General features: G+C 66.0%; 20 protein-coding genes. 5 read left to right on the top strand and 15 right to left on the bottom strand.

The genetic code is table 11. The features are described 5' to 3' along the window. Positions 1 to 17: 17 nt before the first annotated feature. The 11 genes from BTH42_RS01050 to BTH42_RS01100 form a co-directional block, all read right to left on the bottom strand. On the bottom strand, positions 18 to 2,402 hold the full coding sequence (locus tag BTH42_RS01050) for a xanthine dehydrogenase family protein molybdopterin-binding subunit (RefSeq protein ID WP_075294871.1): 2,385 nt from the start codon (positions 2,400 to 2,402) through the stop codon (positions 18 to 20). A gap of 10 nt (positions 2,403 to 2,412) precedes the next feature. Next, positions 2,413 to 2,946 (bottom strand): (2Fe-2S)-binding protein, encoded by a 534-nt coding sequence (locus tag BTH42_RS01055; protein ID WP_075294872.1) that lies wholly within the window; start codon positions 2,944 to 2,946, stop codon positions 2,413 to 2,415. Positions 2,947 to 3,294: 348 nt separating this feature from the next. Further along, entirely contained in the window at positions 3,295 to 4,686 is a 1,392-nt protein-coding gene (locus BTH42_RS01060) for an amino acid permease (RefSeq protein WP_075294873.1), read from the bottom strand. Positions 4,687 to 5,028: 342 nt separating this feature from the next. Further along, positions 5,029 to 5,685 carry a response regulator transcription factor RqpR gene (gene rqpR / locus BTH42_RS01065; protein ID WP_075294874.1) on the bottom strand — a complete coding sequence of 219 codons (657 nt, stop codon included), beginning with the start codon at positions 5,683 to 5,685 and terminating at the stop codon, positions 5,029 to 5,031. A 10-nt stretch (positions 5,686 to 5,695) separates the two neighbouring features. Continuing rightward, on the bottom strand, positions 5,696 to 6,562 hold the full coding sequence (locus tag BTH42_RS01070; protein WP_075294875.1) for a sensor histidine kinase: 867 nt from the start codon (positions 6,560 to 6,562) through the stop codon (positions 5,696 to 5,698). A gap of 414 nt (positions 6,563 to 6,976) precedes the next feature. After that, positions 6,977 to 7,747: a ferredoxin--NADP reductase gene (locus BTH42_RS01075; RefSeq protein ID WP_075294876.1), complete on the bottom strand. Its 771-nt coding sequence runs from the start codon at positions 7,745 to 7,747 to the stop codon at positions 6,977 to 6,979. A gap of 495 nt (positions 7,748 to 8,242) precedes the next feature. After that, positions 8,243 to 9,196, bottom strand: coding sequence for an ABC transporter permease (locus tag BTH42_RS01080; RefSeq protein WP_075294877.1), 954 nt, complete (start codon positions 9,194 to 9,196; stop codon positions 8,243 to 8,245). A 30-nt stretch (positions 9,197 to 9,226) separates the two neighbouring features. Then, positions 9,227 to 10,138, bottom strand: coding sequence for an ABC transporter permease (locus tag BTH42_RS01085; protein ID WP_256701687.1), 912 nt, complete (start codon positions 10,136 to 10,138; stop codon positions 9,227 to 9,229). 133 nt (positions 10,139 to 10,271) lie between these two features. Then, on the bottom strand, positions 10,272 to 11,837 hold the full coding sequence (locus tag BTH42_RS01090; protein WP_256701688.1) for a sugar ABC transporter ATP-binding protein: 1,566 nt from the start codon (positions 11,835 to 11,837) through the stop codon (positions 10,272 to 10,274). 393 nt (positions 11,838 to 12,230) lie between these two features. Further along, a complete protein-coding gene (locus tag BTH42_RS01095; protein WP_075294880.1) occupies positions 12,231 to 13,250 on the bottom strand; it encodes an ABC transporter substrate-binding protein in 1,020 nt (339 codons plus the stop codon). A 179-nt stretch (positions 13,251 to 13,429) separates the two neighbouring features. Continuing rightward, entirely contained in the window at positions 13,430 to 14,482 is a 1,053-nt protein-coding gene (locus tag BTH42_RS01100; RefSeq protein WP_075294881.1) for a LacI family DNA-binding transcriptional regulator, read from the bottom strand. A gap of 340 nt (positions 14,483 to 14,822) precedes the next feature. On the opposite strand from BTH42_RS01100, the gene BTH42_RS01105 reads away from it, so the two are divergent. After that, on the top strand, positions 14,823 to 15,857 hold the full coding sequence (locus BTH42_RS01105; RefSeq protein WP_083654639.1) for an aldose 1-epimerase: 1,035 nt from the start codon (positions 14,823 to 14,825) through the stop codon (positions 15,855 to 15,857). 117 nt (positions 15,858 to 15,974) lie between these two features. Here BTH42_RS01105 and BTH42_RS01110 read toward each other — a convergent pair whose 3' ends face one another. Both BTH42_RS01110 and BTH42_RS01115 read right to left on the bottom strand, forming a co-directional pair. Then, complete coding sequence (locus tag BTH42_RS01110) at positions 15,975 to 16,772, bottom strand: endonuclease/exonuclease/phosphatase family protein (protein WP_075294882.1); 798 nt, start codon at positions 16,770 to 16,772, stop codon at positions 15,975 to 15,977. 67 nt (positions 16,773 to 16,839) lie between these two features. Then, positions 16,840 to 17,475: a hypothetical protein gene (locus BTH42_RS01115; RefSeq protein WP_075294883.1), complete on the bottom strand. Its 636-nt coding sequence runs from the start codon at positions 17,473 to 17,475 to the stop codon at positions 16,840 to 16,842. Between the two features lie 375 nt (positions 17,476 to 17,850). On the opposite strand from BTH42_RS01115, the gene BTH42_RS01120 reads away from it, so the two are divergent. The 4 genes from BTH42_RS01120 to BTH42_RS01135 all read left to right on the top strand — a co-directional run bounded on the left by BTH42_RS01120 (position 17,851) and on the right by BTH42_RS01135 (position 22,457). After that, positions 17,851 to 18,828, top strand: coding sequence for an AAA family ATPase (locus tag BTH42_RS01120; protein ID WP_075294884.1), 978 nt, complete (start codon positions 17,851 to 17,853; stop codon positions 18,826 to 18,828). Between the two features lie 428 nt (positions 18,829 to 19,256). Beyond that, a complete protein-coding gene (locus BTH42_RS01125) occupies positions 19,257 to 20,363 on the top strand; it encodes an NAD(P)/FAD-dependent oxidoreductase (RefSeq protein ID WP_075294885.1) in 1,107 nt (368 codons plus the stop codon). Between the two features lie 168 nt (positions 20,364 to 20,531). Continuing rightward, a complete protein-coding gene (locus BTH42_RS01130) occupies positions 20,532 to 20,843 on the top strand; it encodes a high-potential iron-sulfur protein (protein ID WP_075294886.1) in 312 nt (103 codons plus the stop codon). Between the two features lie 321 nt (positions 20,844 to 21,164). Next, positions 21,165 to 22,457 (top strand): MFS transporter, encoded by a 1,293-nt coding sequence (locus BTH42_RS01135; protein ID WP_075294887.1) that lies wholly within the window; start codon positions 21,165 to 21,167, stop codon positions 22,455 to 22,457. Positions 22,458 to 22,501: 44 nt separating this feature from the next. Here the strand turns inward: BTH42_RS01135 and BTH42_RS01140 are convergent, their stop codons facing one another. Together BTH42_RS01140 and BTH42_RS01145 are read right to left on the bottom strand one after the other, a co-directional pair. Next, complete coding sequence (locus BTH42_RS01140; RefSeq protein WP_083654640.1) at positions 22,502 to 24,121, bottom strand: amidase; 1,620 nt, start codon at positions 24,119 to 24,121, stop codon at positions 22,502 to 22,504. Positions 24,122 to 24,284: 163 nt separating this feature from the next. Then, positions 24,285 to 24,983 (bottom strand): dienelactone hydrolase family protein, encoded by a 699-nt coding sequence (locus tag BTH42_RS01145; RefSeq protein ID WP_075294888.1) that lies wholly within the window; start codon positions 24,981 to 24,983, stop codon positions 24,285 to 24,287. Between the last annotated feature and the right edge of the window lie 225 nt (positions 24,984 to 25,208).

Below are 25,208 nucleotides of genomic sequence, written 5' to 3' on the forward strand. Positions count from 1 at the left end.
GAATGCTCCGCTCAGGATCAGTTGGGTTGCTTGGCCGCGTGAATCGCCGACCACACGCGATGCGGGGTCGCCGGCATCTGCAGATCGGTCACGCCGAGCGGCGCGAGCGCGTCGATGATCGCGTTGATCACCGCCGGCGGCGAGCCGATCGCGCCCGCCTCGCCGCAGCCTTTGACGCCGAGCGGATTGTGCGTGCACGGCGTGCCCTTCGCGGTTTCGACGGTGAAGTCGGGCAGGTCGGACGCGTGCGGCATCGCGTAGTCCATATATGAGCCGGACAGCAGCTGGCCGCTGTCGTTGTCGTACACGCAGCGCTCCAGCATCGCCTGGCCGATCCCTTGCCCGAGGCCGCCGTGCACCTGACCTTCGACGATCATCGGATTGATCACGTTGCCGAAGTCGTCGACCGCGGTGAACTGCTGGATGCGCGACACGCCGGTGTCCGGATCGACTTCGACTTCGCAGATATACGCGCCGGACGGATAGGTGAAGTTGGTCGGATCGTAGAACGCGCTTTCTTCGAGGCCCGGTTCGAGCACGTCGAGCGGATAGTTGTGCGGCACGTACGCGGCGAGCGAAATTTCCGCGAACGCCTTGGTGCGGTCGGTGCCGGCGACGCGGAACACGCCGTTCTTGAACTCGATGTCTTCCGCCGACGCTTCGAGCAGATGCGCGGCGATCTTCTTCGCTTTCGCCTCGATCTTGTCGAGCGCCTTCGAGATCGCCGAGCCGCCGACCGCGATCGAACGCGAGCCGTAGGTGCCCATCCCGAACGCGATGCGGCCGGTGTCGCCGTGCACGATCTCGACGCTGTCGAGCGGAATGCCGAGGCGGTCCGCGACCACTTGCGCGAAGGTCGTTTCGTGCCCCTGGCCGTGGCTGTGCGAGCCGGTGAAGACGGTCACCGAGCCGGTCGGATGCACGCGGATCTGGCCGACTTCGAACAGGCCGGCACGCGCGCCGAGCGCGCCCGCGATGTTCGAGGGCGCGAGCCCGCAGGCCTCGATGTAGCACGAGTAGCCGAGGCCGCGGCGCTTGCCGTTTCGTTCGGATTCCTGCCGACGCGCGGCGAAGCCCGCGACGTCCGCGAGTTCGAGCGCGCGCGTGAGCAGCGTGTTGTAGTCGCCGGTGTCGTAGGTGAGGCCGACCGGCGTCGCGTACGGGAACTGCGTGATGAAGTTGCGGCGGCGGATTTCCGCCGGATCGAGTTTCATGTCGCGCGCGGCCGCTTCGACCAGACGTTCGACCACGAAGGTCGCTTCCGGCCGGCCGGCGCCGCGATATGCATCGACGGGGACCGTGTTGGTGAACACCGCTTTCACTTCCGCGTAGATCGCCGGCGTCGCGTACTGGCCGGCGAGCAGCGTCGCGTACAGGATGGTCGGCACGCTCGACGCGAAGGTCGACAGATACGCGCCCATGTTCGCGATCGTATGCACGCGCATCGCGAGGAACTTGCCGTCGGCGTCCATCGCGAGTTCGGCCTTGGTCACGTGGTCGCGGCCGTGCGCGTCGGACAGGAACGCTTCCGAGCGCTCGGCGGTCCACTTGACCGGCCGGCCGATCTTCTTCGACGCCCACGTCAGCGCGACATCCTCCGCGTACAGGAAGATCTTCGAGCCGAAGCCGCCGCCGACGTCCGGCGCGATCACGCGCAGCTTCGATTCCGGCAGCGACAGCACGAACGCGGCCATCAGCAGGCGCTCGACGTGCGGGTTCTGGTTCGCGACGTACAGCGTGTAGCTGTCGTCCTGCGCGGAGAAGCTCGCGTTGACCGCGCGCGGTTCGATCGCGTTCGGCACGAGCCGGTTGTTGACGATGTCGAGCGTGGTCACGTGCGCGGCTTTGGCGAACGCGGCGTCGGTCGCGGCCTTGTCGCCGTGGCCCCAGTTGTAGCAGACGTTGTCGGGCACTTCGTCGTGCACCGCCGCCTGGCCCGCGTCGGACGCGTGCGCGGTGTCGACCGTCGCCGGCAGCACGTCGTAATCGACGTCGATCAACTCGGCCGCGTCCTTCGCGGCCTTGATCGACTCGGCGATCACCAGCGCGACCTGGTCGCCGACGTGGCGCGCCTTGGTGTGCGCGATCACCGGATGCGGCGGCTCGTTCATCGGCTTGCCGTTGGTGCTGTGGATCAGCCAGCCGCACGGCAGGCCGCCCACTTTCTCGGCGGCGAGGTCCGCGCCGGTGAAGATCGCGACCACGCCCGGCGACTGCCGCGCGGCGGTGGTGTCGATGCTGTTGATCTTCGCGTGCGCGTGCGGCGAGCGCAGGAACACCGCGTAGGTTTGCTGCGGCAGCACGATGTCGTCGGTGTACTGGCCTTTGCCGGTCAGGAATCGATAGTCTTCCTTACGTTCGACGGCGGCGCCGATCAGGCTCTGGGTATCGGGGGCGTTCATCGTCGGCTCCTCAGGCGGCGGGCGCGTTGGCCGCGCCGGCATTGGCGGGGCTGCCCGCATTTGCGCCCGACGCTGCGCCCTTCATTCCTTCGGCGCCTTCGAGCACGGCCTTGACGATGTTGTGATAGCCGGTACAGCGGCACAGATTGCCGTCGAGCTGCGCGCGCACGTCGTCGCCGGTGAGGTCGGGCTGACGCTCGACCAGCGATACCGCGCTCATCACCATCCCCGGCGTGCAGAAGCCGCATTGCAGACCGTGGCAGTGCTTGAACGCGGCCTGCATCGGATGCAGCGCGCCGTTGTTGGCGAGCCCTTCGATCGTGGTGACTTCGGCGCCGTCCGCCTGGGCGGCGAGGATGTTGCAGGATTTGATCGCGCGGCCGTTCAGATGCACGGTGCAGGCGCCGCATTGCGCGGTATCGCAGCCGATGTGCGTGCCGGTCAGGCGCAGCTGGTCGCGCAGGAACTGGACTAGAAGGGTGCCGGGATCGATCGAGGCGCTCACGGGTGCGCCGTTGACCGTCAGACTGATGCTGATCGCCATGAAGGTGTCTCCGTTGTCGACCGCAGTCGGCGCATCAACGCTCGCTGCGGTCCCATGCGTGTATCGCTGTGGGTAAGACCGGACCTGTGATTTTTATTGCCCCTGCTTTCCTTCGACTGCCTGCTGACTTCTTTCGCAAGGTCCGATGAGGGTGCTACGGGTTTTATAAGGCTGCCGAAAAGTAAATCACAAATTGCGCGAGCGCGCTATGAGGGGAAGTGTGTCGGTGCGCGCGAGCGCACCAGGCGGCGAGCAGAAAGAACAACGCCCCGTCATGCGGCGCATGACGGGGCGTATCGAAAGATCAGCGGAAAACCGGGTTCAGGCCGCCGGCCCGAACCGGCAAACTCACTTCGCCAGCTTCGAATGGCGGCGCGAATAACCGAAATAAACCAGCATGCCGATCGCGAGCCAGATCCCGAACGCGGTCCAGGTAATGCCTTGCAGATTGAGCATCAGGAACAGGCACGACGCGACCGCGAGCACCGGCACGACCGGCACGCCCGGGCAACGGAACGCGCGCGGCAGGTCCGGGTGGGTCTTGCGCAGCACCAGCACCGCGATCGACACCATCGAGAACGCGGCCAGCGTGCCGATGTTGATCAGCTCGGCCAGCACATTGAGCGGCACCAGCGCGCCGATCAGGCCGAAGAAAATGCCGACCAGCCAGGTCGTGAAGAACGGCGTCGAGAAGCGCGGATGCACCTTCGACAGCTTCGCCGGCAGCAGGCCGTCGCGCGACATCGCGAAGATCACGCGGGTCTGGCCGTAGGCCATCACCAGAATCACGGTCAGCATGCCGAGCACCGCGCCCAGATCGATGAAGCCGGCGACCCAGTTCTGCCCGGCCAGTTGCAGCGCGTACGACACCGGGTGCGAGATGCCGACGAACTTGCTCGACGGCACGATGCCGGTGACGACCGCCGCGACCGCGACGTACAGCACCGCGCACACGCCGAGCGACGCGATGATGCCGACCGGCAGATCGCGCTTCGGATTCTTCACTTCCTCGGCCGCCGACGACACCGCGTCGAAGCCGATGAACGCGAAGAACATCACCGCGGCCGCGCCGAACACGCCGCTCCAGCCGTTCGGCATGAACGGATGCCAGTTGGCCGGGGTCACGTGGAACACGCCGACCACGATCACCAGCAGCACCACGGTGACCTTGATCGCGACCATGATGTTGTTGATCTTCGCCGATTCGCGGATGCCGACCGACAGCAGCGTGGTGATCGCCATCATCACGAGGAACGCGGGCAGGTTGAACAGCGTATGCACGCCGGGGATCGCGCCGGGCGCCGCGGACAGCGCAACCGGCAGCGACACGCCGAAGCCCGACAGCAGCGACTGCAGATAACCGGACCAGCCGACCGACACCGCCGAGGTGGCGAGCCCGTATTCGAGCATCAGATCCCAGCCGATGATCCACGCGGCCAGTTCGCCGAGCGTCGCATACGAGTACGTGTAGATCGAACCGGCGACCGGGATCGTCGATGCGAATTCCGCGTACGCGAGCGCGGCGAAGCCGCAGGCGATCGCCGCGATCACGAACGAGATCATCAGCGCGGGGCCGGCCTGGACCGCGCCGGTGCCGGTCAGCACGAAGATGCCGGTGCCGATGATGGCGCCGACGCCGAGGAACGTGAGGTCCAGCCCGCCGAGAGCCTTTTTCAGGCCGACGGTCTGAGCGCTGGTCGCGAGCAGATGCTCGACGCTCTTTTTACGAAACAGGGACATTGGCGTGGGTCTCCAGTAGTGCACGCGTGTTGCGCGCCGAATGTCGGGAAAACCCGCAATTCTAGCGGATACGTGCGATCGGGCTGCCCGTTTAACGCGATTTCGGGGGGCCGACGACGGGCGGAAACTCCCGCCAGGACGGGCGTTCGGGGTGGCCTTGCGGTTCCGGGCCGCAGCTGGCGATAAAGATTACCGAGATAAGCGATTAACGGGGAGGGAATCGCTCGCGTGGCGCGCGCGCCACGCCGGCCGTTCGGCGGCGCGTTGCCGCAGCCGGGGTGGCGCGATGCGGCTGCTTCGGCCGGGCCGCCTGCGCCACGCGGCACAGCCGAAGCGGCGTGCTCAGCCGGCCATCGCCGGATTCAGATCGACGAGGCGATTGCTCATCACGTAGAACGTCAGCTCCGCGTTGTTGCGCAGCTTCATCTTCTCCAGCAGCCGGGTGCGATACACGCTGACCGTCTTTACCGACAGCGACAGCGTCGCCGCGATGTCGGTCAGCCGCTTGCCCGACGCGAGCATGCACAGCGTCTGGTATTCGCGGTCGGAGAGCTTTTCGTGCGGCAGCTGCTCGCCGTCGAACGACACGTAGTCGGCGAGCGCCTCGGCCATCGCCGGGCTCACGTATTTGCGGCCGGCGGCGACCTGCTGGATCGCGCGGATCATCTGCGCGGCGTCGACGGTCTTCGACAGATAGCCGGACGCGCCGGCCTTCAGCGCGCGCACCGCGTACTGGTCCTCGCGGTACATCGAGAACATCAGCACCGCGACGCGCGGCGCCTTGCGTTTCAGGCGCTTCAGCACCTCGACGCCGTTCATGTCGGGCAGCGAAATGTCGAGCAGCACGACGTCGAAGTTTTGCTGGCTGACCGATTCGAGCGCTTCGCCGCCGTTTTGCGCCTCGGCCACCTCGCGCGCGATGCCGCGATCGAGCAGCAGCTGGCGCACGCCCTGGCGGACCACCGCGTGATCTTCGACGATCAGGATGCGCAGGCTCATGATCGCCGGCTCACGCTTGCAGCGCGCGCCGGGCGGCGCGCGGCGCGGGAAGGGGGGCGAGCAGCGCGTCCCACGCGAAGCGGGCCTGGAGCAGCGTGCCGCGCTGGGGCGCATCGGGCGCATCGGGTGCGCGGCTGGCGCGTCGCGCGCTTACGCGCAGCGTGCCGTCGAATGCGGCGCAGCGCGCCTGCATGCCGGTGAGGCCGAAATGACCGCCGGCCCGGCCGCCCTGTTTTTTCTGCGCGCCGCGTGACATGCCGATTCCGTCATCGCTAACGGACAGCTTCAGATGGCGCGCGCCGGCTTCGATCCGCACCTCGACGTTGTTCGCCCGCGCATGCTTCGCGACGTTGTTCAGCGCTTCCTGCGCGACCCGGAACACCGCGAGCGCCGCGTCGCCGGACAGGCGCGCGAGCCGCGCGTCGTCGGCGCAGCTGAACGACGTGAGCAAGCCGGTGTGGCCGGCGAATTCATCGATCCACTGCCGCAACGCCACACCGACGCCCAGCTCGAACGACGGCGCGTGCAGCTGCGCGACGGCCCCGCGATTGGCCGCGCAGACCGCATCGAGCGACCGATTGGCGAGCGCGAGCGCGGTCGTGCATTGCGGCGGCGCGTCGGCCGCCAGCCAGGTTTCGACGCCGGCGAGCGCGAAGCGCGTCGCGGTCAGCTCGGCGCCGACGCCGTCGTGCAACTCGCGCGCGATGTGGCGGCGCACGCTCTCCTGCGCATCGACCAGTTCGGCCGACAACTCGCGCACGCGCGCACGCAATTGTTCCAACTCGCGCTGCGCGGCGCGCAACGGGGCGTCGAAGCCATCACGCGGCGCCGGCGAGGCCAGCAGCGCGTCGAATGGGACGGCAGTCGACGTATCCATGGAGATTCCTCTCAGGAAACGGGGTGGATGACGAAAGCGGGCGGGATGGCAAAACACGAATTTCGAACCTTTCCGAGCTGATCGTCGCGGGCGCGGCGCGACGGATAATTGCTACGGTTCAAGGTAACGAAATTTACATTCAGTAACAAGTCGGGCGGACCACGAGAGGCATCGAATTCGTCCTAACTTGCGGCGCGATGATATCTCAAAAAAAAAGAAAAGTGCAGTCACACCAAGGCTTAGCGACGGTTTATTAGAAATCGCTTGATGTATTTTGCATGACCGACGTGTCAGAAAAATGCCGACACCGAATGTCAAGCGGACGAGGGCAATTTGTAACCGGCAACAAAAAAGGAGCCCGTAGGCTCCTTTCTGCGATTCGCGGCGCGCGGGCCGCGAAAACGGGTGTGTCGCTCAGCCGACGAAGGCCTTTTCGACCACGTAGTGACCCGGGTCGTTGTTGCTGCCTTCCTTGAAGCCCATGTCGTCGAGCAGCTTGCGCGTGTCGCGCAGCATGTGCGGGCTGCCGCACAGCATGATGCGGTCGTTCTCGAGCGAGAAGCCCGGCACGCCGAGGTCGGCGAACAGCTTTTCGGTTTCGATCAGCTCGGTGATGCGGCCGCGGTTCTGGAACGCTTCGCGCGTGACGGTCGGGTAGTACAGCAGCTTTTCCTGCACCAGTTCGCCGAGGTGCTCGTGCGCCGGCAGGTGGTCGGTGATGTATTCCTTGTACGCGAGTTCGTCGACGAAACGGCAGGTGTGGGTCAACACCACGCGTTCGTAGCGGTCGTAAATGTCCGGATCCTTGATGATCGACATGAACGGCGCGAGGCCCGTGCCGGTGGACAGCAGCCACAGCGTCTTGCCCGGCAGCAGGTTGTCGGCAACCAGCGTACCGACCGGCTTCTTGCCGATCAGCACTTCGTCGCCGACCTTCAGGTGTTGCAGACGCGACGTGAGCGGACCGTCCTGCACCTTGATGCTGAGGAATTCGAGATGTTCTTCGTAGTTCGCACTCGCGAGGCTATAGGCGCGGATCAGCGGCTTGCCGTCGACCTGCAGGCCGACCATCGTGAACTGGCCGTTTTCGAAGCGGAACCCCGGGTCGCGCGTGCAGGTGAAGCTGAAAAGCGTATCGGTCCAGTGATGGACGCTCAGGACGGTTTGTGAATTCAGGTTGCTCATGGCTTCTTGGATAGTGCGAAAACAAAGGCGGCCAGTCGTTGGAGCCGGCCGGCACGGCAATGGGCGATGCTGCGCGCTTCTGGGCGCGTTTGCGTGCCCCCCGCGGGCGGGAGTCACGCGCAATCCGCCATTTTACCGTGCCCGGCGGACGGGGCCTCGGCGCGACGGTCGAGCGAGGTAAAGCGGGTTGCCGGACCAGCAAAGCGTGGGCGCCGGTGGCTTGGCGCCGCAAGTACGTCGGCGTGAATGCGGCCGTGCTTCAGCGGGGTACGGCGATTCGGCGAACGCCGCGCGGGGCGGCTGCCATTGGCTGCCCGGCAGGCGCGATAAGCAGCGCGGCGCGCGGACGACAATTTTCAGGATGATACCTAAAGGTAGCGTGCGCTGCAGCATTGACCCTGCTGAGAAAACTGGCAAACGGGGGCGCAACGGCCCCCGAAGCGCCCGATCCGCCTTAAGTCGTCCCCAAGCCGCCCCAAGCCGCCCTAAGCCGCCCTAAGCCGCCGCCCGCTTCGCCCCGCGCTGCTTCAGCACCCGCGCCTGCAGCACGATCACCAGCAGCAGGAACACGCCGCGAATCACCGACTGCCAGTACGCCGACAGGCTGATGAACCCCAGCCCGTTTTCGAAGTTCAGCAGATTGAACACGAGCCCGAGCAGCAGCACGCCGGCGATCGTCATCGCGACCGAGCCTTCGCCGCCCGTCAGCAGTGTGCCGCCGAGCACGACCGCCGAGATCGCGAACAGCTCCCAGCCGACCCCTTCGTTCGGCTGCCCGGCGCCGAACTGCGCGGCGAGGATCACGCCGGCCATCCCGGCCAGCAGCCCGCTGACCGCATACGCCATCACCAGCGTGCGGTCGACGTTCAGGCCCATCAGCCGCGCTGCTTCCTCGCTGCCGCCGATCGCCAGCGAATGCCGGCCAAAACGCGTGCTGCGCAGCGCGAGCCAGCCGGCCACCGCCGCGACCAGCGCGACCAGACCCGGAATCGGCAGCCCGAACAGATCGCCCTGGCCGAAGTCGCCGAAATTCGATTCGGCGGCGATCGACACCGCATCGTTCCTGCCGAGCAGCAGCGCGACGCCGTGCGCGCCGAGACTGGTCGCGAGCGTGACGATGAACGGCAGGATCTTGAGCCGGGTGATGATCACCCCGTTCAGCACGCCGACCGCGAGCCCGGCCGCGCAGCCGGCCAGCACCGCGACCCAGCCGCCGTACACGCTGGTCAGCGCGGCCACCACGCTGGCGAGCGCCGCGACCGTGCCGACCGACAGATCGATCCCGCCGGTGATGATCACGAAGGCCATGCCGATCGAGATCAGCGCGAACATCGAGTTGTAGCGCCAGAACGACGTGATGTTGTACGCCGAGCCGAAGTGCTCGTAGCGCACGAGGCCGAGCACGACCAGCGCCGCGAGCGCGAGCAGGATAGGAAGATTCTTTTTCATCGCATCGAGTCCTGAGATGGCGTGCGCGGATCAGCGCGAGCGCCGCTGCACATAAACGGCCGCGACGATGATGCCGGCCTTCACGACCAGCGCGGCCGCATCGGGGATGCCGTGCGCGAGCAGCGTGTAGCGCAGCAACTGGATGATCAGCGCGCCGATCAGCGTGCCGCCGATATATGCCTTGCCGCCGGTCAGCGCGGTGCCGCCCACCGCAACCGCGGCGATCGCGTCGAGCTCGACGCCGAGCCCGACCACGTTCGCATCCGACGACGAATTCACCGAGATCGAGATCAGCCCCGCGAGCCCGGCAAGCGCCGCGCACAGCGTGTAGGCGATCAGCTTGATGGTCGCGGTCGGCACCCCGCACAGATACGCGGCCTTCTCGTTGCCGCCGGTGATCAGCAGATACTGGCCGAACAGCGTCTTGCGCACGACCCACGCGAACAGGCCGACCAGCGCGAGCATCAGCAGCACCTGGAACGGCACGCCGGCGACCTTGCCTAGCGCGATCCACTGGAACGCCGGGGTGTTGAACGCCTGCAGACTGCCGTCGGTGACGACCTGGGCGATCCCGCGGCCGGCGATGAACAGCACCAGCGTCGCGACGATCGGCTGCACCGCTAAACGTGTGACGAGCAGACCGTTGAACACGCCGCACACGGCCGCTGCGAGCACCGGCAGCACGAACGCGAGCCCGATGCCGAGCGGTCCCGCAATATTCAGGAACAGCATCGGCGCGAGCGCGCCCGAAATCGCCATCGATGCGCCGACCGACAGATCGATCCCGCCGGTCGCGACCACCAGCGTCATGCCGATGCCGACGATCACGATCGTCACGACCTGCGTCATGTTCACGTTGAAGGTCTGCAGCGACCAGAAATGCGGCGTGAAGATCAGGTTGAACAGCACCATCGCGAGCAGCACGATCACTTCGCGCTGCATCGCCAGATGGCGCAATTTCTGCACGGTGCTCGAGGCGCGCGTGCGCGGAGTGGCCGCCGCTTGCGACGGCGCAGCGTCGCCGCGCGATGCGGCGGCGCCCGGCGCGTCGGCCGGCAGCGAATTTGAATGAAGCTTAAGCGCCATGACGGTCGCCTCCCAACGCGTCTTCGATATGTGCCGATTGCGCGGCGTCGGCGAGCGCCGAGTGGCCCTCGCTGCCGTACGCGATCGCATCCATGATCGCGGTCTCGCTCATCTCGGCGCCGTTCAGTTCGGCGACCGTGCGGCCGTCGCGGATCACCACCGCGCGGTCCGCGACCGCGGTCAGTTCCTCCAGCTCGGACGCCGACAGCAGCACCGCGAGTCCCGCGTCGCGCAACTCGCGCACGATCTTCGCGACGTCCGCCTTCGCGCCGACGTCGATCCCGCGAGTCGGCTCGTCGAGCAGCAGCAGCGACGGCTCGGCCGCCAGCCAGCGCGCGAGCAGTACTTTCTGCTGATTGCCGCCGGACAGTTCGCGGATCGGTTGATCGGCGGAGCGCAGCTTGATGCCAAGCGATGCGATGAAACGATCGACGATCGCCTGCTGCTTCTTCACGTCCACCACGCCGTTTTTCGCGAGCGTGCGCAGACAGACCAGCGTGAGGTTGTCGCGCACCGACAGCTCCGGCACGATCCCTTCGCCCTTGCGGTCCTCGGTCAGATACGCGAGACCGCGCGCGATCGCATCCTGCGGCGACTTCAGCGCGACCGCCTCGCCGCCGATCGAGAGCGAGCCTTGAGCAAGAGGATCGGCGCCGAACATCAGCCGCATCGTTTCGGTGCGGCCCGAGCCGAGCAGGCCGGCGAGGCCGACCGCTTCGCCCGCGTGCACATCGAGCGATACCCCGTTGACCTTCGGCGGCGCGCCGAGCTGGCTCGCGCCGATCACCTGCTTGCCGCGCTTGGCGAGATTCGCTTCGCGCGACGCGGTGTCTTCCTGCACCACCGCGGCGAGCGAGCGGCCGAGCATCGTGGTGACGAGTTGCAGCTTGTCCATCTCGGCCATCGTGCTTTGCGCGACCGTCTGGCCGTCGCGCATCACGGTCACGCGATCGCACAGCGCATACAGTTCGTCGAGCCGGTGCGACACGAAGATCACCGCGCGGCCGTCGTCGCGCAGCTTGCGCACGACGGTGAACAGCAGCTCGACTTCGCGTTCGTCGAGCGACGAGGTCGACTCGTCCATGATCACCATCTTCGCGTCCGACGACACCGCCCGCGCGAGCGCGACCATCTGCTGGATCGCGGTCGAATAGCGGCCGACCGGTTTCTTCACATCGATTTGCAGCCCGAACGATTCGAGCAGCGCGCTAGCGCGCTGCTGCACCGTGCGCCAATCGATCAGACCGAAGCGGCGCGGCTCGCGGCCCAGAAAAATGTTTTCCGCGACCGAGCGGAACGGCACCAGGTTGATCTCCTGGTAGATCGTGCTGATGCCCGCCTCGCGCGCCTGCTTCGGGGTGCGGAAATCGACTTCGCGGCCTTCGAAGCGCACGCTGCCCGAGCCGCGCCGATAGGCGCCGGTCAGGATCTTGATCATCGTCGATTTGCCGGCGCCGTTCTGGCCGATCAGCGCGTGGACTTCGCCCGCGGCGACGCTCAGATTGGCGCCGCGCAGCGCGGGTACGCCGCCGAAGCTGATGCCGATGTCCTGCATCTCGAGCAGCGGGGTACGGGTAAGAGGGGAGTGACGCGTGTGCGTGCCGGATTCCGTCACGGTGTTCTCCTGATGCGGATGCTGCCGGTGGTGCCGGGGTTACGTCGGTTTGCGTTGAGTGCGTCGGAGTGGGGGAGGGCGCCGCGCGCCCGGCGCGGGTCCGCGGCGCATGCGCGCGGGACCTGCGGGGCGGGCCGACCCATGTTACGCCGCATAAAAACGAAGCGACGGTCCGTGGGTGACGGGCGCGTCGCTTCGAACCCTTCCCGCCACCCGCCCGACGAGGAGACCTTCATTGGAAGGCGGGTGACTTCCTGCTACAACGCTGTAGCTGGCGCCGGGGAAGCCGCTGAAGCGAGCGCCGCGTTCAGGCGCGCTGCCCCGGGTTCGCGCTCAATAGCCGTACTGCATGCTCTGCTGCACGTTGCTCTTGTCGTAGAAGCGGTCCGACACCTTGACCCACGTCGGGATCTTTTCGCCCTTCGCGTAGCGCTGCGCGACATCGCACGCGAGCGGGCCGAAGAACGGGCTCGACTGCACGCTCGCGCCGAGTTCGCCGGCGGCGATCGCGTCCATGCCGCCCTTGGTGCCGTCGATCGTGACGATCTGGATGTCTTTGCCCGGCTGCTTGCCGGCCGCCTTGATCGCGGCGATCGCGCCGAGCGCCATTTCGTCGTTGTGCGCGTACACCGCGGTCACGTCCGGATGCGCCTGCAGCAGCGTTTCCATCACCTGACGGCCCTTGTCGCGCGCGAAGTCGCCGCTTTGCGACGCGATGATCGTCATGCCCGGATTCTTCGCGATCACTTCGTCGAAGCCCTTCTTGCGGTCGTTCGCGGCCGACGCGCCAGTCGTGCCTTCGAGTTCGATGATCTTCGCCTTGCCGCCCGTCGCCTTGACGAGCCAGTCACCGGCGCGATGGCCCTGATCGATGAAGTCCGAACCGATGAAGGTGATGTAGTCGCGGCCCGCCTTCGCGACCGACTGATCGACGTCGCGGTCGACGAGGATCACCGGAATGCCGGCCTTTTTAGCCTGCAACACGATCGGCGCCAGCGGCTTTTCTTCGCGCGGCGGGAACACCAGCAGATCGACGTGCTGCGCGATCATGCTTTGAATGTCGGAAACCTGTTTGGAGTTCGAACCATTGGCGTCGGTCATCACGACCTGCCAGCCGCACTTCGCGGCGATGTCCTTGAAGCTCTTGGTTTCCGCGAGACGCCACGGGTTGTTGCTTTCGGTTTGCGCGAAGCCGACCTTCAGCGGGGTCTTGGTCGACAACTTCGGCAATGCGTCGTCGGCGTGCGCGAGCGCGCCACCGAAACCGATTGCCAGAGCCAGCAGAGAAGCTGCCAGCGGACGGATCTGTTGCTTGCGCGCGAGACCGCGCGACTGCGTGTTGAGCGACGCCATGTCTTCCTCCAGTAACCGGTGAGGGTTGTGTATTTGCTTTTTGTGCTGCCGGATTGCCGTGTGCCGTGCGGGGAGTCCGGCGCGTTGTGCGCCGGCGACGACCCAACGAGCTTATTACTCGCGAGCGGTCGTCCTTCCCGACCCGACGTGCCGATTATTCCACCCGGAATTATTATCGGTCAATCACTAATATTATTAATTGCCGGCTGTTTCGCCTCGGTAATTACCCTGACCGACGCGCGTTCGACCAGCGGGCCGTCGAGCTTGACCGTGCGATGCCGGACCGGCGCGCCGGCGAGGCGGTTGTGTTCTTCCTGCAGCAGCGTCTCGACCGCCCAGCGGCCGAGCTCGTAGTTCGGCAGCACCACGGTGGAGAGCGGCGGATGGGTGTGGCGGGCGATTTCCTGGTCGTCGTAGCCGAGCACCGACACGTCTTCGGGCACCCGCAGGCCGAGCTGTTTGAGCGCTTCGATCGCGCCGATCGCGGTCAGGTCGTTCGCGCAGAAGATCGCGGTCGGCGGATTCGCTTCGCGCATCAGCGACAGCGTCAGCTCGAAGCCGAGGCCCGAGCTCCAGTCGCCGTCGCGCACCAGCTCCGCCGCGTACGGCAGGTCGGCGGTCGCGAGCGCGGTGCGGTAGCCCTTCAGGCGGTCTTTCGCGGCGTCCTGCCAAGGCTCGCCGTTGATGTAGCCGATCCGCCGATGGCCGGACTGCAGCAGGTAGTCGGTCGCCAGATGGCCGCCGGCCACCTCGGCCGGCACCACCGACGAAAACGCGCTGTCGCCGGTGTAGCAGTTCAGCAGCACGGTCGGCACCTGCGACAGCGCGGCCGGCGGCGCGACCTTGCGGGTGTAGACGGTCGCGTAGATCACGCCGAACACGTGCGGATTGGTCAGCACCGTGTCGAGCACCTGTTTTTCGATGTCGGCGTTGCCGTGCGTCGAGTAGACCGCCAGCATCTTGCCGTTCGCGTACGCGGCGTCGCGCGCGCCGTCGGCGTTGACGACCGGGTGCGGGCTGGTCGAGATTTCGTCGGCCAGATAGACGATCAGATTGCGCTCGTCGCTCGAGGCCGGCACCGGCTCGCGCAGCGACAGCCGGTAGCCGAGGTCGTGCGCGGCCTTCAACACCTTGTTGCGGGTGGCTTCGGAAAATTTCGCGCCGGCCGCGTTGTTCAGCACCAGCGAAACGGTGGATTGCGACACGCCGGTGAGCTTGGCGATGTCGGTCATGGTCGGACGGCGTTGAGTCGATTTTTTCATTGTGCGGGCCGCGGCGAGGCGGCGCTAAAGCATGGGAATGCCGCTGGGCATCATGCCGATGACGGTACCACTAATAATATGCGTGCGGCAACGCGCGCTAACCCGCCATTTGGGAACAGGTTTACGGTGAGTTACCGGGTCTTCCGACAAATTTATTACTAATAATATTGACTGGGCGGGCGGTCTCGTGCGATTCTCGCTCGGGCGGGCTGGAGGCAGTCCGCCGGCCGCGTGCTGTGCGCGGCACGTTACAGGAGACACGAATGCACGTTGGTGCCGCCATCCGCTCGCGGTTTCTCGTTTGTTGATCATGCGCGACGTTTCCCTGCATCCGATGCGGCCGCAGACGCCGCACACGCCGAACGCGCCGCACCCCGTGGCGCAAGCCGGCTCGCAATTGTCGTGGCTCGACGATCCGGCGATCGTCGCGCGGCTCGTCGTGGTGTCGGCGGGGCCGTTGCGCGCGGTGCTCGCGCCCGACGTGGGCGGCGCGCTCGCGGCTTTCTACGAAGTCACGCCCGCGGGTCCGTTGCACTGGCTGCGGCCGGCCACGGCGGACGCGTTCGCGCAGCGCGATCCGCTGCAAATGGCGAGCTTTCCGCTGTTCCCGTATTGCAACCGGATTCGCGACGCGCGTTTCGAGTTCGACGGCCAGGCGATCGATCTGGCCGGCAACGATCCGCGCTTCGCGCACGCGCTGCACGGCAACGCGTGGCGGCAGCCGTGGCGGGTCGGCGCGCAGAATGAAAATTCGCTCGACCTGCACTTCGAGCACGAGCCCGATGCGCAGGTACGCGGCGACTGGCCGTTCCGCTATCGCGCGCGCCAGCGGATCGAACTGTGCGACGGCGGCTTGCGGATCACGATGTGGGCGCAGAACCTCGCCGAGCGGCCGATGCCGTTCGGGATGGGCCATCACCCTTACTACCCGCGCACCGAAGCGACCCGCGTACACGCCGACGTACAGGCGATGTGGCACGCCGATGCCGCGGTGCTGCCGACTCATCTCGGCCCGCACCCGGCGGTCGACGCGTTGCGCGCCGGCATGTCGCCCGATGCGTTCGATCTCGACAACAACTTCGCGAACTGGACGCGCGAGGCGACGATCGCATGGCCCGACGAACGCCGCAGCCTGACGATGCGCGCGGACGCGCCGTTCGATCACATGGTGGTGTTCGCGCCGGCCAACGATCCGCAGCTGTGCGTGGAGCCGGTCACGAATACGACCGACTGCTTCAACGCGGTCGGGGAGGCGGGGCTGCGCGAACAGGTTGGCGGCTGCGTGCTGCAGCCGGGGGAGGAAATCGAGGCGGCGTTGACTTGGACGCCATGCCGGGAGGGGTGAGCGAGTTTCGTGCGGAGGCGCCGTGCGCAGACCATTTCACTAGAATAATGCTGCGCGATTTCACTAAAAAGATGCTACGAAGCCTTTCGAGCTGATTTTTCGCGCTCCGCTCGCATCTCAATCCACCCGCAACCGCGCCATATAAGGCAGATGATCCGACAGCCACGCAGTCTCCTGCGTCGGCTGGATCCACTCGATCGGCTGCATCCCGCGCACGAACATCTTGTCCAGCGACAGCGCCGGCGAAAACGCCGGAAACGTGCGCGCCGGCTCGCCGAGCAGCGTTGCCACTTCCTGCAGTCCGTGCTCGCGAAACAGCGGCACCGAGTCATTGCGCCAGTCGTTGAAGTCGCCGGCCAGCACCAGCGGGCCGGCGGGCGCTTCCTTCGCGATCCAGTGCGCGATCCAGTTCATCTGCCGCATGCGCGCCGGCCGCGTCAGCGCCAGATGCGCGCACAGCAGCGTGACGAGCCGGCCGCCGAAGGTCGCGCGCGCGACCAGCAGCCCACGCTTCTCGAAGCGGTGCGCGGAGATATCCCAGCGGCCGCCGAGATCGAGCGGATGCGGCGACAGGATCGCATTGCCGTGCCGCCACGACGGCTTGAATACGTTCGGGCCGAGCGCGACTTCGAGTTCGAGCGCGCGCGCGATTTCGGTCGCCTGACAATGCCAGACGTCGGCCGACGGATCGTCCATCGGCGCACCGAAGCTGCTGGCGATCACCGGCGACGGCATCCGCCGCGCCATCGCTTCCTGCAGGAAATAGGCGTCCGCGTGAGTCGACTGGACCCAGCGCTGCATCGCCTGCCAGGCCTGGAAGCCGAGCGGCGTGCGGCCCTTGTGCAGGTTCCAGCTCACCGCGACGAAGTCGTTCGGCGCGAAGCTTTCGCGGATCAATTCTTCTGGGTTTCGCATACCGCGTTATCCACGTGTTCTGGTTGAGGGCGCCGCGCAGGCGCGTGATTCACGTTCGCTGTTCATGTCAGTTCGATTTGCCGGGCGGGGCGGCGATGGTCGTGCCGCTAGCCGGGTTGCCGGAGGTGCCGGCAGCAGTGCCGCCGCCGTTGCCGCCGTTGCCGCCGTTGCCGTTCATCGCGCCGGCGTCACTCGCCGCGCCGTTCCCGTTCGCGCCGTTGTTCACGACGTTCGCATGCACGCGATAAACGAGGTTCGGATTGCTCGCGACGATCGTCCAGCTCGCCCATTGATCGGGCGGCACCACGAGGCCCGGATGGCTTGCATTCACCTGACGCGGCTGCGGCGGCAGCTTGCAGCCGATGTCGGTGCGCTGCGCGCTGTCGCTTTCGAGCGTTTCCTGGGTGTCGATCGACAGCATCACGCCCTGCGGATCCACGCGCAGCGGCGACAGCGTGATCGTGCGCGACAGGTCGATGCTGCCGGCCGGCTGATCCTTGCAGCCGACGTTGTGCTGGATCACCTGGTGATGGGTATCCGTGCGCGCCTGGCCCACGGTGGTGGTGCCTTCGAACAGGTCGATCTGCTGACCGTCTTTCAGCACCTGCAATTGCCATTGCACGGCCTGCTGGCTTGGTCGTTGTTGCGCGTGTGCGAGCAACGAAGCGCCAAGCAGCATGGCCACGATACTGGTTTTCCACATATCGGGAATCTCCGCTCACGACATCGGCCGGTACCGTGTCTGGGTCGGGTTGGTGTCGTTTTTCAGGTATTCGAAACAGTGAGCCATCTTACCCCCGATGGCCGAAACGATTTTCTGACATCTCGAGCCCGGACCGGTTCAGCAATACTCCATTTCAGATAAGGACAGCAATCGCGGAAACAAGCGCGCACCGCCGCGCACGCCGGACAGTGCCCAGCACGTGGCGGGCCCAATCCACATAAGCGGCTGTTAGCAGCAGAGCCGCACGACTGCTGGCTTGCACCTGTTTATGTCGTCGCTACACTGGACTCGAACCGGCGCTCACAAGGCGCCGCCGCAGCAGCATCACGCAGCATCAAGCAGACGGGGTGAGCGATGACGACGGCAATGGTCAAACAGGAAATCGCGGTGGCATCGTTTAGCCGGGTGTACGACCTCGATCAGGTCGAAACCGCGCTGAACGGTCTCGGTGACGGCGCCAATGAGGCGTTGCGCACCACTTACGAAAAGATGCTGAAAACCGGCAATTTGCGCTTCTGCGTGAAGCCGAACCGGATGCCGTCGATCGACGATCTGATCGACGCGCTGCCGAATTTTTCCGCGCCGCTCGACGACGTCCGCAAGCAGGTCGCGCTGTGCCTCGAAACCGAGGACCGGCTCGAACTGATGCCGATCCTGCTGCTCGGCGACCCCGGCATCGGCAAGACCCATTTCGCGAAGCAGTTGGCGCGGCTGCTCGGCACCGCGTATCAGTACGTCGCGATGAGTTCGCTGACCGCGGGCTGGATTCTGTCGGGCGCGTCGTCGCAGTGGAAGAACGCGAAGCCGGGCAAGGTGTTCGATGCGCTCGTGAACGGCAGCTACGCGAATCCGGTGATCGCCGTCGATGAAATCGACAAGGCCACCGGCGACTCGCAATACGATCCGCTCGGCGCGCTGTACGCGCTGCTGGAGCACGACACCGCGCAGAGCTTTATCGACGAATTCGCCGAGATTCCGATCAACGCGGGCAACGTGATCTGGATCGCGACCGCCAACGACGAACGCGCGATTCCCGAGCCGATCCTGAACCGGATGAACGTCTACGAAATTCCGCCACCCGATCATGCGGGCGCACGACGTATCGCGCAGGCGATCTATGACGAAATCCGTTGCGCGCACAACTGGGGACTGCGCTTTCCCGAGCAGCTCGGCGAAGCGGCGCTCGACGCGCTGAAGCCCGCGTCGCCGCGCGCGATGCGCCGGGCGATCCTGAACGGCTTCGGCGCGGCGCGGATCGCCGGACGCGACCAGATCGAGGCGGCGGACATCCGCCTCGATTACGGAAACCGGCGAAAACCGATCGGTTTTTGAGGTTTTTGGGCGTTTTCAGGCCCAAAACCGGTCTAAATGCGATTTGCATGAAAATGATGGGCAATTCGTACCGTTCGCGCGGTGAATGCCACGGCAATTGTTGCTAATTTTGAGATATGGTGCGAAGGCGCGCCCGGTGGATGGAGGCCGGGCCGCGCTCCGCGAGCGCGGCCGAGTGCCGTTTCGGTCTGTACTGCGTCGTACAATTTTGCGTGGCGGTGATAAAACGATATCAGCAGACCGAAATAAACCTACGCACATCCAGGCAAACTCAGGCACATCAGGCACATCAAGCAGACGCAAAACAGATTCCAGCGGACAGATGCACTCGATAAACAGCGAAAGCGCCACCGAGGCGCCGCATCCTGTCTTTCTCCCCATCGGCTGAACGAGGCAGCGCGCGGCGTAGTCGGGCCGCGTCAACGGATATGGATCAGATCGAATGTGTAGTGATCGGCGCCGGCGTGATCGGCCTCGCGACGGCGCGTGCGTTGGCGGCGCGCGGGCGCGAGGTGATCGTGCTGGAGGCCGCCGAGGCAATCGGGGTGGGCACCAGCTCGCGCAACAGCGAAGTGATTCACGCGGGCCTGTACTATCCGCGCGGCTCGCTGAAGGCGACGCTGTGCGTGCGCGGCCGCGAAATGCTGTACGACTACTGTGTCGAGCGCAACGTCCCGCATTCGCGCTGCGGCAAGCTGCTGGTCGCGACCGCGCGTAACCAGATTCCGCAGCTCGAAAGCATCATCGCGAAGGGACGCGACAACGGCGTGCTCGACCTGATGCGTATCACCGGCGATCAGGCGCAGGCGCTCGAACCGGCGCTCGAATGTGTGGAGGCGGTGTTCTCGCCGCAAACCGGGATTGTCGATAGTCATCAGCTGATGCTCGCGTTGCAGGGCGATGCCGAGCGCGACGGCGCGGTGTGCGCATTTCATGCGCCGGTCGAGGCGATCGAGGCGCGCAACGGCCGCTTCACGATCGCGGTCGGCGGCGCGGCGCCGACCACGATCAGCGCGGCCTGCGTGATCAATAGCGCGGGCCTGTATGCGAACGCGCTGGCGCGCAAGATTCGCGGGCTCGATGCGCGTCACGTGCCGCCGCTGTATTTCGCACGCGGCAACTACTTCAGCATCTCGGGCCGCGCGCCGTTCAGCCGGCTGATCTATCCGATGCCGAACGAAGCCGGCCTCGGCGTGCATCTGACGATCGACCTCGGCGGCCAGGCGCGTTTCGGTCCGGACGTCGAGTGGGTCGACTCGATCAATTACGACGTCGATCCGCGTCGCGCGGAGTCGTTCTACGCGGCGATTCGCGCGTATTGGCCGGCGTTGCCCGACGACGCATTGCAGCCCGCGTATGCGGGGATTCGTCCGAAGCTGTCCGGCCCCGGCGAGAGCGCCGCCGACTTCGTGATCCAGGGGCCGGCCGCGCATGGCGTGCGCGGGCTCGTCAATCTGTTCGGGATCGAGTCGCCCGGTTTGACCGCGTCGCTGGCGATCGCGCAGCGCGTCTGCGAACTGAGCGGGCACGCCTGATTTCGAGCTTCAGGAGCAGGTCCGGCAGAGCGGCGCGGGCCGGACCCGCGCTCCTACCGCCGCGCTTATCTCCATCATTGGACCCTCACGCCGGGCTGCTTCATTGCTATGCTTGGCGAACGCTGTCATCAGAACGGCGTTGTTTCCATATAAATGGAGTGAGTCCCCATGAGATCTTCCCGTCGTACGTTTTTGATCACCAGTATCGGTGTGGCCTCGACGCTCGCGCTGTCGCGCCAGGCGTTCGCCGATGCGCCGAAAGTCTCCGAATCCGATCCGACCGCGCAGGCGCTAGGCTACCGCGAGGACGCCAGCAAGGTCGACAAGGCCAAGTTCGCCAAATTCGCGGCGGGCCAGGACTGCGGCAACTGCAGCTTCTTCCAGGGCAAGGCGGGCGACGCCTACGGCGGTTGCCCGATGTTCGCCGGCAAGCAGGTCGCGGCCAAGGGTTGGTGCAGCGCATATAACAAGAAGGCCTGAAGCCGTCGTCGTTCGATGCACGGACAGGCCAATCCGGGATGCGCCGCAACATGCGGCGCGGCTTCGGACTGCGAAGTTTCCGTGCGCCTGCCGCCGCGCGCGGCAGGCATACCGGATGCTGGTCCCCGATGTCTGCGAACGGTTTAAAACGGCTTGAAAACCGTTTAGCCCCTCTTTACACTCCAAGGCGATTGCTTGCACCGGCGCGACTTTTCTCGCGCATCGACAAGGGCAGCGGCGTTCGACGCATCTCCATCCGCGTTCGAAACGGCAACCGGTTTCGCTGACCTGGGGACACTTTTTCGCAGGCGGAGAGTTCGCATGGCACCCGCGTCGAGGAGCCTCAATACCCGCGCAGTCGTCGCGGCGGTGATCGGCAACGCGCTCGAATGGTACGACTTCACCGTATTCGGTTTTCTGACGGTGGTGATCGCCCAGCTGTTCTTTCCGTCCGCCAGCGACTATTCGTCAATTCTCCTGACTACCGCAACCTTCGGCGTCGCGTTCGTGATGCGGCCGATCGGCGGCATCGTGCTCGGACTCTACGCGGATCGCGCCGGCCGCAAGGCGGCGCTGTCGCTGGTGATCGCGTTGATGACGCTCGGCATTTTGCTGCTCGCACTGGCGCCGCCGTATTCGGCGATCGGCATCGCGGCGCCGTTGATCGTCGTGCTCGGGCGTCTGTTGCAGGGCTTTTCCGCCGGCGGCGAGTTCGGCAGTTCGACCGCGTTGCTGATCGAGGCGGCGCCGTTCTCGAAGCGCGGCTTTTACGGCAGCTGGCAGATGGCGAGTCAGGCCGCGGCGCTGCTGCTCGGCGCGGTGGTCGGCGCGTTGATTACGCGCGGTTTGTCGCCCGATGCGCTGAAGTCGTGGGGCTGGCGCGTGCCGTTCATCATCGGTTTGATCATCGGGCCGGTCGGCTTTTATATTCGCCGCCATCTGCGCGATTCCGAAGTCTTTCTGCTCGCGCAAAAGAACGCGCCGCGCGCGACGCTGCGCGAAGTGTTCGCGAGCCATAGCCGCAACGTGCTGTGCGGCCTGGGCGCGGTGATCGCGCTGACCGTGACGATCTATGTGCTGATCACCTATCTGCCGACCTTCGCGGTCAAGCAGCTGAAGCTGCCGTTCGCGCAGTCGTTCTATGCGGTGATCGTCGGCAATCTGCTGTTGACCGTGCTGTCGCCACTGACCGGTGCGTGGTCGGACCGGATCGGCCGCAAGGGGTTGTCGCTGTGGTCGCTGGTGCTGACCTTCGTGCTGATCTACCCGCTGTTCGCGTGGCTCGCGGCCGAGCCGAGCGTGTCGAAGCTGGTGCTCGTGCAGGCGGTGCTGTCGATCACGCTATCGGGCTACTACGGTCCGTTCGGCGCGTTGATCGCGGAGCTGTTTCCGGCCAATGTGCGCTCGACCGGTTTGTCGCTCGCTTATAACGTCGCGGTGATGGTGTTCGGCGGCTTCGGGCCGTTCGCCGTCACGTGGCTGATCAAGACCACCGGCTCGCCGCTCGCGCCGGTGTGGTACGTGATGGCGGGACTCGCGCTGTCGATTGTCGCGGTCGCTTGTATTCCGGGGCAGCGGCATGTCGATCTGGATGCGCAGCGCAAGCCGGCTTGAGTTTTCTTTGCGTTTCCGTTTGGCTGACGACAGCGTGTTTGTTTCTAACGCTGCGCGTTCAACAACGGCGGCCGCCGGTCGAACCACGGCCGCGCCGCTTCGAGTTGCGCGGCGAGTCTGAACAGCGTCGCCTCGCCGCCGACGCGCGCCGCGAACTGCACGCCGATCGGCAGTCCGCGCGCGTTCCAGTACAGCGGCACCGACATCGCCGGCTGCCCGCTCAGGTTGAACAGTTCCGTGCAGCCGGCCCACGCGAACGCCTTGTTCGACGTTTCGTGCAGCAGTTTTTTCATCAGCGCTTCGAGCGGCATCGTCGTGACCGCGCGCATCTGCGCGCGCTCCAGCGAGGTGGGGTGCATTTCGCCGATCTTGATCGGCGCGGCCGCGAGCGTCGCGCACAGCAGCACGTCGTAGCGGTTCAGCAGATCGGTCAGGCGTTCGGTGATGCGGCGCTGTTCTTCGAGCGCGGCCGGCAAACCCTGTTCGCCGAGCTTGCGGCCGACGTGCGCCATCGTCCACGTCGAAATTTCGAACTCGTTGCGCTGCGGTTTGTGACCGGTGATGCGCTCCGCGTTCAGCACCAGGTCTTCGGCGCTCACCGACCACAGCGTCAGAAACGCGTGACGGACCGCCGCGAAATCGATGCCGAGCGACACCGGTTCGACCCGATGGCCGAGCGATGCCGCGAGCTGCGCGGCGTCGTCGAGCGCGGCGCGCGCATCGGCCGATAACGACGGCGCGAGCATCGGCTCGGTCACGTACGCGACCGTCAGCGGTTTGCACGGCTCGCGGCTTGCGCCGAGGAACGTGCCGGGCGCGCCGGTGGCGCGCTCCGCATTGCCCGACAGCAGATCGAGCAGCAGCGCGCTGTCGCGCACGCTGCGCGAAATCGCGAGGTCGACGCCGAGCTCGCCCGGGCCGGGCTCACTCGCGCGCGGTACGCGGCCGCGCGACGGTTTCAGGCCGAACAGTCCGCAGCACGACGCCGGAATGCGGATCGAGCCGCCGCCGTCCGACGCGTGCGCGAGCGGCACGATGCCGGCCGCGACCGCCGCCGCGGCGCCGCCGCTGGAGCCGCCGGGCGTGTGATCGAGATTCCACGGATTGCGGCACGGGCCGAATAGTTCGGTCTCCGTATAAGGCATCTGGCCGAGCTCGGAGGTGCTGGTCTTCGCGAAGATGTTCAGGCCGGCCGCTCTGGCGAGCGCGACGACCGGCGCGTCCTGGCCTGGAATGAAATGGCGGTAGTGGCGGCTGCCCATCGCCATTCGCAGGCCGGCGACCGGCGACAGATCCTTGATCATGAACGGCACGCCGGCGAGTGCGGCGTGGGTGGGGAGTGTGTCGGCGGCCTCGCTGCCACTCGCGCTGGCGGCGTTCATTCCGTCCACACCGTTCACGCCAGTCGCACCATTCGCACCATTCGCGTCGTTCGGGCGATTCGCATCTTGCGCGCTGTCGGCGTCGTTCGCGCGGGCGGCGTCGGCGCGCGATGCACGCTGGCGGGCCGCGTCGTAATCCTTCAATACCACCGCGTTGATCGCGGGGTTGACCGCTTCGGTGCGCGAGATTGCCGCGTCGATCAATTCGCGCGCGCTGACCTGGCGCGTGCGCACGAGTTCGGCAAGGCCGATGGCGTCATGAGCGAGATAGTCTGATTGCACGGCTAAAGGGCCCTCGCGGTCGATGTCGGTTTGGCTGCCGGGCTGGCCGTCGCGCGGGTCCGGCGCCGCGAATGAAAAAAGACGGTGCGTCGCCGACACACCGTCTTTCGGAGCGTACCTGAATTGCGGCGGCTAGCGCAGGCCGCGCCGCGGCGCCCGTGAATTACATCCGCTCGCCGAGGAACGTCAGCGTGCGGCCATGCGCCAACGCGGAAGCGTGCTGGTTGTACGACGCGCGCTCCGAGCAGTTGAAGCCGTGGTCGGCGTTCGGGTAGATGTTGAACTGCGCGTCCGCGCGGCCGGCGAAGCGTTCCTGAATCTGGCCGATGTCCGACATCGGAATGTGCGCGTCGAGTTCGCCGTAGTGGAACTGGATCGGCACCTTCACGTCCGCGGCCTTGTCCAGATGCGTGTGGATGCCGCCGCCGTAGTAGGCGATCGCGGCGTCGACCGAACCGGCCGCCGCGGCGAGATACGCGAGCCGGCCGCCGAAGCAGTAGCCGATCGCCGCGACCTTGCCGGTCACTTCCGGCAGCGCGCGCAACGCGGCGGCGGCCGAGCCGATGTCGGCGACCGCGTCGTCGAGCTTGGTCTTCTGCATCAGTTCGATGCCTTTTTCGCGGTCCTTGCCGTCATACGTCAATTCGACGCGCGGCTGCACGCGCCAGAACACATCCGGCGCGAGCGCGACATAGCCGTCCGCCGCGTACTGATCCGCGACCGAGCGGATATGGCTGTTCACGCCGAAGATTTCCTGAATGATGATGACCGCCGGGCCCTTACCGCCCTTCGGCAGCGCGAGGTAGCCGCCGAAACTGTCGTCGCCGGCGGGGATGTCGATCCATCGGGAAGTCGTGCTCATGCTGTTCTCCATAGACTCGCGCGAGCGCCGCGCGAGGTCGGTGTGTACGAAACGCCAGAGGCCCGAGGCCCCTGAAGCGGGCGGTTAGTTTGCCATCAAAAGAACCCGCTTGCAGTAAGGCTGGGCGGGGCCTTGCGCCATGCATCGCGCGATCGGGTTTTCGTAAGGCGATTGAAAAAAGGCCGCGCATTCTTTTCTCTGTGACGACATCTGCGGCTGCGGTTG

The organism is Burkholderia sp. SRS-W-2-2016 (assembly GCF_001931485.1).
Lineage (GTDB): Bacteria > Pseudomonadota > Gammaproteobacteria > Burkholderiales > Burkholderiaceae > Paraburkholderia.

Coding starts and splice junctions, on each gene's coding strand:
- BTH42_RS01145 (WP_075294888.1), bottom strand. CDS start 24,983: ATGAGCACGACTTCCCGATGGATCGACATCCCCGCCGGCGACGACAGT.
- BTH42_RS01075 (WP_075294876.1), bottom strand. CDS start 7,747: ATGAGCAACCTGAATTCACAAACCGTCCTGAGCGTCCATCACTGGACC.
- rqpR (WP_075294874.1), bottom strand. CDS start 5,685: ATGAGCCTGCGCATCCTGATCGTCGAAGATCACGCGGTGGTCCGCCAG.
- BTH42_RS01070 (WP_075294875.1), bottom strand. CDS start 6,562: ATGGATACGTCGACTGCCGTCCCATTCGACGCGCTGCTGGCCTCGCCG.
- BTH42_RS01125 (WP_075294885.1), top strand. CDS start 19,257: ATGGATCAGATCGAATGTGTAGTGATCGGCGCCGGCGTGATCGGCCTC.
- BTH42_RS01135 (WP_075294887.1), top strand. CDS start 21,165: ATGGCACCCGCGTCGAGGAGCCTCAATACCCGCGCAGTCGTCGCGGCG.
- BTH42_RS01120 (WP_075294884.1), top strand. CDS start 17,851: ATGACGACGGCAATGGTCAAACAGGAAATCGCGGTGGCATCGTTTAGC.
- BTH42_RS01105 (WP_083654639.1), top strand. CDS start 14,823: ATGCGCGACGTTTCCCTGCATCCGATGCGGCCGCAGACGCCGCACACG.
- BTH42_RS01100 (WP_075294881.1), bottom strand. CDS start 14,482: ATGACCGACATCGCCAAGCTCACCGGCGTGTCGCAATCCACCGTTTCG.
- BTH42_RS01090 (WP_256701688.1), bottom strand. CDS start 11,837: ATGCAGGACATCGGCATCAGCTTCGGCGGCGTACCCGCGCTGCGCGGC.
- BTH42_RS01055 (WP_075294872.1), bottom strand. CDS start 2,946: ATGGCGATCAGCATCAGTCTGACGGTCAACGGCGCACCCGTGAGCGCC.
- BTH42_RS01095 (WP_075294880.1), bottom strand. CDS start 13,250: ATGGCGTCGCTCAACACGCAGTCGCGCGGTCTCGCGCGCAAGCAACAG.
- BTH42_RS01110 (WP_075294882.1), bottom strand. CDS start 16,772: ATGCGAAACCCAGAAGAATTGATCCGCGAAAGCTTCGCGCCGAACGAC.
- BTH42_RS01060 (WP_075294873.1), bottom strand. CDS start 4,686: ATGTCCCTGTTTCGTAAAAAGAGCGTCGAGCATCTGCTCGCGACCAGC.
- BTH42_RS01115 (WP_075294883.1), bottom strand. CDS start 17,475: ATGTGGAAAACCAGTATCGTGGCCATGCTGCTTGGCGCTTCGTTGCTC.
- BTH42_RS01050 (WP_075294871.1), bottom strand. CDS start 2,402: ATGAACGCCCCCGATACCCAGAGCCTGATCGGCGCCGCCGTCGAACGT.
- BTH42_RS01080 (WP_075294877.1), bottom strand. CDS start 9,196: ATGAAAAAGAATCTTCCTATCCTGCTCGCGCTCGCGGCGCTGGTCGTG.
- BTH42_RS01085 (WP_256701687.1), bottom strand. CDS start 10,138: ATGCAGCGCGAAGTGATCGTGCTGCTCGCGATGGTGCTGTTCAACCTG.
- BTH42_RS01130 (WP_075294886.1), top strand. CDS start 20,532: ATGAGATCTTCCCGTCGTACGTTTTTGATCACCAGTATCGGTGTGGCC.